The following is an 8,370-nucleotide window of genomic DNA, read 5'->3' as shown; positions in this document are numbered from 1 at the left end:
GTCTGATTCTCACTGAAAACTCGCAAGATTTTGAAATTAGTTGCCAAATCTGCAATCATTTTTGTGAACGGTCAACTCCAGAGCCAGGAGTGTTTGGCGGCACCACTTTGCGTATCTCTATAAAGACAATTATACTATCTTTTTGGGGCTGGTTAATATTTTCTCAGATTGGGGTTCGACTTGCCCTGAATTCACTTTCCGTTGTCTGGTGAATACATGAATTTTCTAAAACGCTTCTTTTCAAAAGAATCCCAAACACCGCACGTTAATATTAAACAACGTTTCGAACTCATTGGACGTGTCGGGCAGGGAAGTATGTCCAAAGTCTGGCGCGCGAATGACTACGTCTCTGGAAAAATGGTCGCCCTCAAAGTATTACACAAACAGAAAACTTTAGAACTCGAATCCCGTTTTATCGGACTCAATAAACCAATCGAAGGTGAAATCGCAATTCAGTTAAACCATCCCAATATTGTCAAAACATTAGAGCATGGGACCACAACTGAAAACGAACAATTTCTGGTTATGGAATTCGTTGAAGGATATAGTCTCAGTTTTTTGGTAGAATCTCAAAACCAGGACATGCGAGCCAATTGTCTGAATTACATTATTCAATTAGGTGAAGCGATCCAATATTTCCATGAGGAAAATTGGATTCACCGGGATATTTGCCCACGTAACATTATTGTAAATAATGAGCATGAGTTGAAATTGATTGACTTTGGTCTGGTGGTTCCCAATACAGCTCCCTTTCAACAGCCCGGAAATCGTACGGGAACAGCAGCCTACATGGCTCCTGAACTTATCAAACGGCAAAAGACCAGTCAAAAAATCGATATCTTTTCTTATTCAGTGACTTGTTACGAAATGTTGACGAAAAGATTACCCTGGGATGCAGCAGAGACGTTGGATGCAGTCTTGCAACATATCAATACCCCACCGGAAGACATACAGAACTTCCTACCTGACATCAATACTCAATTAGCAGAAACGATCATGAGAGGGTTGGAACTCTATCCTCAAGATCGCTGGCAAACGATGGCTGATATGCTGCAACCACTCAAGGAAGCTTTTCACACAGAGCAACAAAAGAAAGAAGCATTACCAGAGAAAATTGTTAAGCCGCCAGCCTCACCTCAAACTACATCCACGCATAAAACATCTCAAACAAAAAGAAAAAAAACACGTTCTGAGAAAAACCCGCAGCACAAAAAGCAGCCTCAAAAGCCTGGTAAGTCAACCAAAAACCAAGACACCTATCGGCTACAACCAGATCAGACTTCACCGGAATTAAAATCATCCACAGATTCGACCTCTCAAGAAAAACCACCGCTAGAAAAACCACCGCAGGAGACACCATCAAAAACAGATCACCTGATAAAGAAAAAACCCTCGTCAAAAAACAATCCAAAGAATTCTGATGAGAGCCCCTGATTCCACTCACCTGCTATTGAGATTCTCTCGATGACATTGACTACTTCTATTCTTTATTTTTGACTACTGATTAAGTTCATGCCCCTCTCAACCAGACCGAATCATTCGAGCCATCTGTCATCTCTCAACCCTGCGCAACGTGAGGCAGCCACAACTCTGTCAGGGCCACTTCTGGTTTTAGCCGGAGCAGGTACAGGAAAAACCAGAGTGATTACTTATCGGATGATCGAGCTCATTCGAAATGGTGTTGCTCCAGATAAAATCTTATCGGTCACATTCACCAACAAGGCATCGCGAGAGATGCAAGAGCGAATGAAATCACTGCTGGGAAAAAAACTTCCCGCGAAACCATTCATCTCTACATTTCATTCCCTGTGTGTACGAATTCTCAGAGAAGAAATTTCTTTGCTGGGTTATCCAAATAAATTTATCATTTATGATCGAGGAGATCAGGAATCAGCAGCCCGTTCTGCACTACGTGACATTCGAGTGAATGATAAAAGCCTGCGTCCAGGAGACCTGCTCAATCGCATCAGTGGCTGGAAAATGGCAGGCATCTCACCAGAAGAGGCCACAAATTTTACCGAGAATGATTTTGACTTTCTCGCGGCAATGGCATATCGAAAATACCAGACTAAATTGCGATCTAGCGGAGCAGTGGACTTCGACGACTTATTGATGTTGACCAATGAGCTATTTTCAAAGTTCCCCGAGGCACTCAAGAAAACTCAAAACAAGTTTGAGTATGTCCAAATTGACGAGTATCAAGACACCAACCTTTCACAATTCAACCTGATCCGCTCTCTGATAGAACCGCATCAGAACCTCTGCGTGGTCGGTGATGATGATCAATCGATTTATGGATGGCGCGGGGCAGAAGTGCGTCACATTCTTGGTTTTCAAAACCAGTTCCCAGGTGCAAAAGTCGTTCGACTTGAGAACAATTATCGCTGTACTGATAAAATCATTGAGATTGCCAATCGCCTGGTAGCACACAATCGTGATCGACACAAAAAACAGCTTATCGCACACAAAAAAATGGGACCACCTGTACGTTTTCTTGATTTTCCAGACGAACAAACTGAAGCAGAAAAGATCGTTGGGGAAATCCGATATCTGCACGAAGCTCAGGAGACTCCTTTACGTGATTTTGCAATTCTCTTTCGCACGAATGAACAACCCAGAGTTTTTGAAACAGAATTACGTCGCACTAATGTCCGCTATCAACTGATTGGTAGCCAATCTTTTTTTGATCGTCGTGAAATTCGTGATTTATTAGCTTACCTGAAAACACTTGCTTTCCCCAATGATGAACTTTCCATGCTGCGAATCATTAATACGCCAACGCGAGGCATTGGAAACGGTACTATTGAAAAATTAGTGAATCAATCAGTGAAAGAGGGCAATCAATTCTGGGACACTGTTGCCTCTGCAGCAAAATCAAATGCACTGAATGCTCGTGCCAGTACTGGCTTAGATAGATTTCATGATCTGCTAAAGCGTTATCGCACACGCCTCAATCAATCTCCTCGTGATCTTGCTGTAATCATGCAAGACTTAATTAAAGAGATCGATTATGAATCAGAAATCAAGAAACAGTATAAAACTTCCGAACAGCAACAAGCCAGAATCGTTATTCTGGAACAATTCATAGAATCCATCAAAGAATACTGCCAGCGATCTAATGAGCCAACACCCATTGGTTTTCTGGAGGAAATCGCACTGGGGGACCGAGACAATTTGGATGAAAAAGAAGATCAACTTGCACAAGATGCCGTCAAGCTTATGACCTTGCACAGTGCTAAAGGACTGGAATTCCCGCGTGTATATTTAGTAGGAATGGAAGAAGGACTTTTGCCGCATAAACGTTCGGTAGAAGGAACAGACTCAGAAATTGCAGAAGAAAGACGTATCGCTTATGTTGGTATTACAAGAGCACAAGACTATTTGACATTGAGTCGTGCTACCACCCGAACCAAATGGGGAAAAAAACAGCCCACACTTCCTTCACGGTTTCTATTTGAAATGCGAAACAGTGACGAAGAGTGACTGATTATTGAATCGAACTCATTCACCACTATCTTCACCGACTCTCTTACATTTCATTAACTGCTGATTATAATACCCAATGGTCTCTTTACGATTCAGCATGCCCAGCAAAACCCCTGGATCATTTTCATCGACAACTGGTAAAGATTCGACATTGATCGCAGTAAATCGTTGCATCACAGTATTCAAATCATCTCCCGGACTGATTTTCACGAATTCAGACTGCATAATATCTCGTGCCACAGCCAGCTTCCAGAGCGTTTCATCATACAAATATGCTCGAACGTCGTCTTCTGAAAAAATACCAACAATTTTTCCCGCATCATCAACCACTGGAAAATAATGCTGCTGAGTTCCTGCAAGCGAATGCACAATCTCATCCAATGATTTTGATTCCGGAATCAGTTGAATCTTTCTTTCAGGATCAAATACGTCGGAAACATGACTTCCCTCCAGAACATCAATCAAAAAGTCGCCACGATGTGCAGGCGAGTCCAGAAGACTCGGATACTGTTTCTGATAGAGATGAACTCTTTGACAAAGTACAAAACAGAGCGTTGATGCCAGCATGGTTGGCAGGAGCAATGAATAATTTCCTGTTATTTCCGAAACCATAATGATGGTAGAAATAGGTGCGTGTGCAGCCCCGGCAAAAAAACCTGCCATGCCAACCAACCCGTACGCTTCTGGTTGTGTAACCAGGCCAGGCCACAGTCGCTGCAAAAACAGTCCTGTTGCAGCACCGACGCTGCCGCCAATTACCATTGAGGGTCCAAACACTCCTCCGGATCCCCCGGAACCAATCGTCAATGAAGTTGTAAAGACTTTCACAAATGCGATCGTCAGCAAAAGTGGTATCCCCAGATCGACTGCTGAAGTTAACGCATCTTGCAGAAAACCGTAACCCGTTGACAAGACTGATAAAGTTCGCATATCTTTTTGAAAAAGATAATAAAGCCCGACTCCTACTAACCCTGTCAAAAATGCACCGATGGCTGGTTTGAACATCGGTTTCACAGGCAGTGCTTTAAACAAACGATTCGTACCGTAAAATGCCTTCACATAAAACATGGCAGACAAACTCAGAACAACAGACAAAATCGCATAGGGAATTAATTCTGCATGCGAATCTACCGTATGATGTAATTCATTACCAAACAGTGGCATGAAACGCAAATTCTGGGGTAAAGACAGGCAATAAACAGAATAAGAAATAATCGAAGACATCGCAGCGGGTACAATCACATCAGATTCGAAATCAGCATTGCTATACAAAATCTCTGCTGCAAATAATGCTCCTGCAAGCGGAGCACGAAAGATAGCACCAATACCTGCACCCACGCCGGCCGCAAGCATAATCCTTCGATCACGTGCGGAAAGTTTTAACGTCGTCCCAACCCAGGAACCAAAACCGGCGCCAATTTGCGCAATGGGGCCCTCACGCCCAGCGGAACCTCCGGTCCCCAGCGTAAGGGCAGAAGCGATTGTTTTCACGAAGGGAACTCGCAACTTAATGAGCCCACGTTTTGTATGGAATGCATCGATTGCAGCATCAGTTCCGTGGCCTTCTGCTTCAGGAGCAAAATTATAGACAATCAGTCCGGATGCCAGGCCTCCCAAAGTAATAACCACTAATAACAACCAGGGAGAAAAACTGACTTTATTCACTTCTAATTCATTTTTATTCTCTTCTGATTCATATATGGAATGTTCTCCCACAGTTTGTGGATGCTCAAAACCGGCAATCGAACCGAGTGAATGATGTTGGACAACCTGTGTCAGAGCATCAAAGACGATGGCCCCCAATCCAGCGACAATTCCAATCAAGCAGGACAAAACGAACCATTTGCTACTCGTTTTCAGATCGAAAGACGTCAGAAACTCACCAAATTTTTTAAGAAAAAACATGTTTCAATAGCAATATTCTGGATGAGGTTAGAAAAAATAATCCACCAGGAAAACCAAAAAAAACGGTCTTTGAAGGATCAGGTATTCAAGTGCTGATATCGGTTTGCTATACAGTCACTTGGAAAATCCGGTTGAAAGACTTGGATCAAAGACCGCAGTCTGTCATACTCTACAGGGTTTTAATCGATTTGTATCTTGTCTTTGATGTTTTTATTTGAGTCCGCGTGGAAAACTCTCTGTATTACCTAGGTGTTGAGACTTCAGGTCGCTGTGGATCAATCGCGATCTATCACGCTCAACAGAAAATTGCGCAAACCGAGCTGCAACAGCAGGGAAGAAAACATGCACAAACACTAGTATCGGAAGTAAAAAAGCTACTGTTTCAACTGAAATTAACGCCCGATCAAATTACAGGAGTTGGCGTGAGCCAGGGACCTGGCAGCTTTACGGGTTTGAGAATCGGCATCACTTTCGCCAAAACATTCGGATATGTCACTGGATGTCCCATACTGGGAATTGATACTTTTGAAGCCATTGCCCTCAATTGTCCACCTGAAGTCAGCGAAACGTATGTTATTTCCAATGCACAGCGGGGAGACTTGTTTGTTGGCAAATATGTTAAAATTGCAGAGAATCAATGGCAAAAATCTGATGAAATCCGCATATGGGCAATCACTGATTTTTCTCATTCTCTTGAAACCGGCAGCACAATCAATGGGCCTGGAATTGAGTTACTTGAGCCTCTCGCTCTGCCGAAATGCAGACTACTAGATCCAGAATTCCGCCAGCCTGATGCTGCGAAAGTCTCAATAATTACCGCTAATCTCCTGAAAAAATGCCAAACTGCTGATTACCGTTCCGTGACTGAAACATGGGATCTAACCCCTTATTATCTCAGGAAAAGTTCAGCGGAAGAAAAATGGGACGCGCGCCAGCAGCTGAATACTGATTAAAATAGTAAAAATGCCAGCCCTTACGCATCGGCAGGGAGCGCCAAGCGAAAATCGAGTCACTTTTCTGGATTTCTTTTTTTCTGTAAACAATTTCAAGAAGACACTCTCCCCCTGAATCCCCCTTGGCTATAATATGGCACAAGGAATTGTTCGATTTCTGACATCAGAGTTGATATCCTGCTAAGATAAATTCGAAAGAGTCCTATTATTCCTCATTGTTCGTTAGATTCTTACTTTTTCCATTCTTCAGACTGGAGTTGAATTATGGCTCTTTATGAGATTGAAACAAACGCACACATCATGGTGGGTTGGGCAAATACTCAAGAGGAAGCGGAAAATGCTGCTCAGGAAAATTATCCTGAAGATGAAATCCTGCGTGTCACGCGACGTCCTCGTGATATGTGGGTGATTTCAAAGCGTCTACTTGGCATTGAAGGCCATACAGAACCCTGCGATATGGCACGTGAGTGTCTCTTCCGTGCTTCCGGAGACAAAGTACACGCAATCAGACTTTATATGCGTGATACCGGATCTGATCTGCATGAGGCTCAACTGGCAATAGAAACAAATATGTCAGTTGGTTGGTAGCCTTTTAGAACGATGCTCAGCACACTGTTAAAACAGTAGAAACGGAATGACTTCAATTCGATGATCATACAGGGAAGTCTTGTTAATTCTTCAGGTACATTGAACAGCCAGATTCGCATCGAAGGCGATCGAATTATTGAAGTAGGCTCAAACCTGGGTGAGGCAGATGTCTCTTTTTCTGATGATTGCTTGATCTTTGCCGGCATGGGTGATATCCACATCCACGCCCGAGACGACATCGGCGAATCTCAAATTTACAAAGAAGATTTTTGTACCGCCGGCGCCGCTGCACTAAATGGTGGCGTGGTACATGTTGCCGACATGCCTAATAACCCGGTTCCGCCGATTACTGATGAAAGCTACCACGAAAAAAGTCGACATCTGCAAAAACGAAACCCTGCGATTCACTTTACGCTGTATGCAGGTATTGGCCCGGGAACCAGACCTCTATCATTTGCAGTACCCTACAAAGCTTATATGGGCCCCAGCGTAGGAGATCTTTTTTTCAAAACCCTTGAGCAACTTGACGAAACGCTCTCATTGTATCGTGGTTGCGATGTGAGCTTTCACTGTGAAGATCCCGTTTTACTTGAGCAACATGCTCATGCAAAAAACCATGAAGATCAAAGACCCGCAGAATGTGAAATCTCTGCAACACGCTTTGCCCTCCAGATGATCGAAAAATATGATCTCAAAGGGAAATTGTGTCATTATTCCGTTGGGGAAGGGCTACCACTGATTCGGGAAGCCAGAAGCCGTGGCGTGCAGGTTACTTGCGAAGTGACGCCGCACCATCTCTATTTTGATCAGTCTGATCTGACAGATCAAAACCGTGGAAAAATGCAGATGAACCCGCCTTTACGCACCATCGCGGATCGTCAGGCAATGCTGGATGCACTACGCGAGGGCACATTAGATTACCTTGCCACAGATCATGCCCCCCATACTTTGGAAGAAAATGAGCAGGGGATTTCGGGACAACCGCACCTCGATACTTACGGCGCTTTTGTCACCTGGCTGATTCGGGAGCAGAATTTTGCCCCCGAACAGGCTGCCCTCTTTTGCTCTGAAAATCCTGGTGATTTTGTAAACCCGTATATCTCTCCCAAGAAGTTCGGTAAAATTGAACCCGGCTATACAGCCAGTCTAACCGTACTCAACCTGCAACAACCAGTCACAATCAAGCGAGAAGACCTGAAAACCAAATGTGGCTGGTCTCCGTTTGAAGGAATCACATTCCCGGGATCTGTAGAAGCCGTTTTCATTGAAGGCCGAAAAGTTCGCTGAAGTTGCAACCCTTCCTCTGAAATCATCGCATCTGTTTCATCACCCCAATGGCTTGAAATATCGTTCGATAGATCAGGCATGGTATTAAAAAAAGAGGACCGATCTTACGATCAGTCCTCTGAAATTTGATTCTGTTTGAATCCGTCAGTCT

General features: G+C 43.7%; 7 protein-coding genes. 6 read left to right on the top strand and 1 reads right to left on the bottom strand.

What is annotated here, in order from left to right; all coding sequences use genetic code 11:
* From Q0668_RS02375 to Q0668_RS02365, 3 genes are all read left to right on the top strand, one after another.
* A partial coding sequence (locus Q0668_RS02375; protein WP_298859555.1) for a hypothetical protein occupies positions 1-212 on the top strand: 212 nt, incomplete at its 5' end.
* A gap of 4 nt (positions 213-216) precedes the next feature.
* Positions 217-1,434: a serine/threonine-protein kinase gene (locus tag Q0668_RS02370; protein ID WP_298859553.1), complete on the top strand. Its 1,218-nt coding sequence runs from the start codon at positions 217-219 to the stop codon at positions 1,432-1,434.
* Positions 1,435-1,512: 78 nt separating this feature from the next.
* Entirely contained in the window at positions 1,513-3,483 is a 1,971-nt protein-coding gene (locus Q0668_RS02365) for an ATP-dependent helicase (RefSeq protein WP_298859551.1), read from the top strand.
* An 18-nt stretch (positions 3,484-3,501) separates the two neighbouring features.
* On the opposite strand, the gene Q0668_RS02360 is transcribed toward Q0668_RS02365, so the two are convergent.
* A complete protein-coding gene (locus tag Q0668_RS02360; protein WP_298859549.1) occupies positions 3,502-5,391 on the bottom strand; it encodes a chloride channel protein in 1,890 nt (629 codons plus the stop codon).
* A gap of 224 nt (positions 5,392-5,615) precedes the next feature.
* Here Q0668_RS02360 and tsaB point away from each other — a divergent pair, with 224 nt between their 5' ends.
* From tsaB to Q0668_RS02345, 3 genes are all read left to right on the top strand, one after another.
* Positions 5,616-6,344: a tRNA (adenosine(37)-N6)-threonylcarbamoyltransferase complex dimerization subunit type 1 TsaB gene (gene tsaB, locus Q0668_RS02355; RefSeq protein WP_298859547.1), complete on the top strand. Its 729-nt coding sequence runs from the start codon at positions 5,616-5,618 to the stop codon at positions 6,342-6,344.
* 264 nt (positions 6,345-6,608) lie between these two features.
* On the top strand, positions 6,609-6,932 hold the full coding sequence (locus Q0668_RS02350) for a DUF6793 family protein (RefSeq protein ID WP_144986171.1): 324 nt from the start codon (positions 6,609-6,611) through the stop codon (positions 6,930-6,932).
* Positions 6,933-6,992: 60 nt separating this feature from the next.
* Positions 6,993-8,219, top strand: coding sequence for an amidohydrolase family protein (locus tag Q0668_RS02345; protein WP_298859542.1), 1,227 nt, complete (start codon positions 6,993-6,995; stop codon positions 8,217-8,219).
* Positions 8,220-8,370 lie beyond the last annotated feature (151 nt).

This window comes from uncultured Gimesia sp. (assembly GCF_937910335.1).
Classification (GTDB): Bacteria; Planctomycetota; Planctomycetia; order Planctomycetales; family Planctomycetaceae; genus Gimesia.
This window is presented reverse-complemented; position numbering and strand designations above follow the sequence as displayed.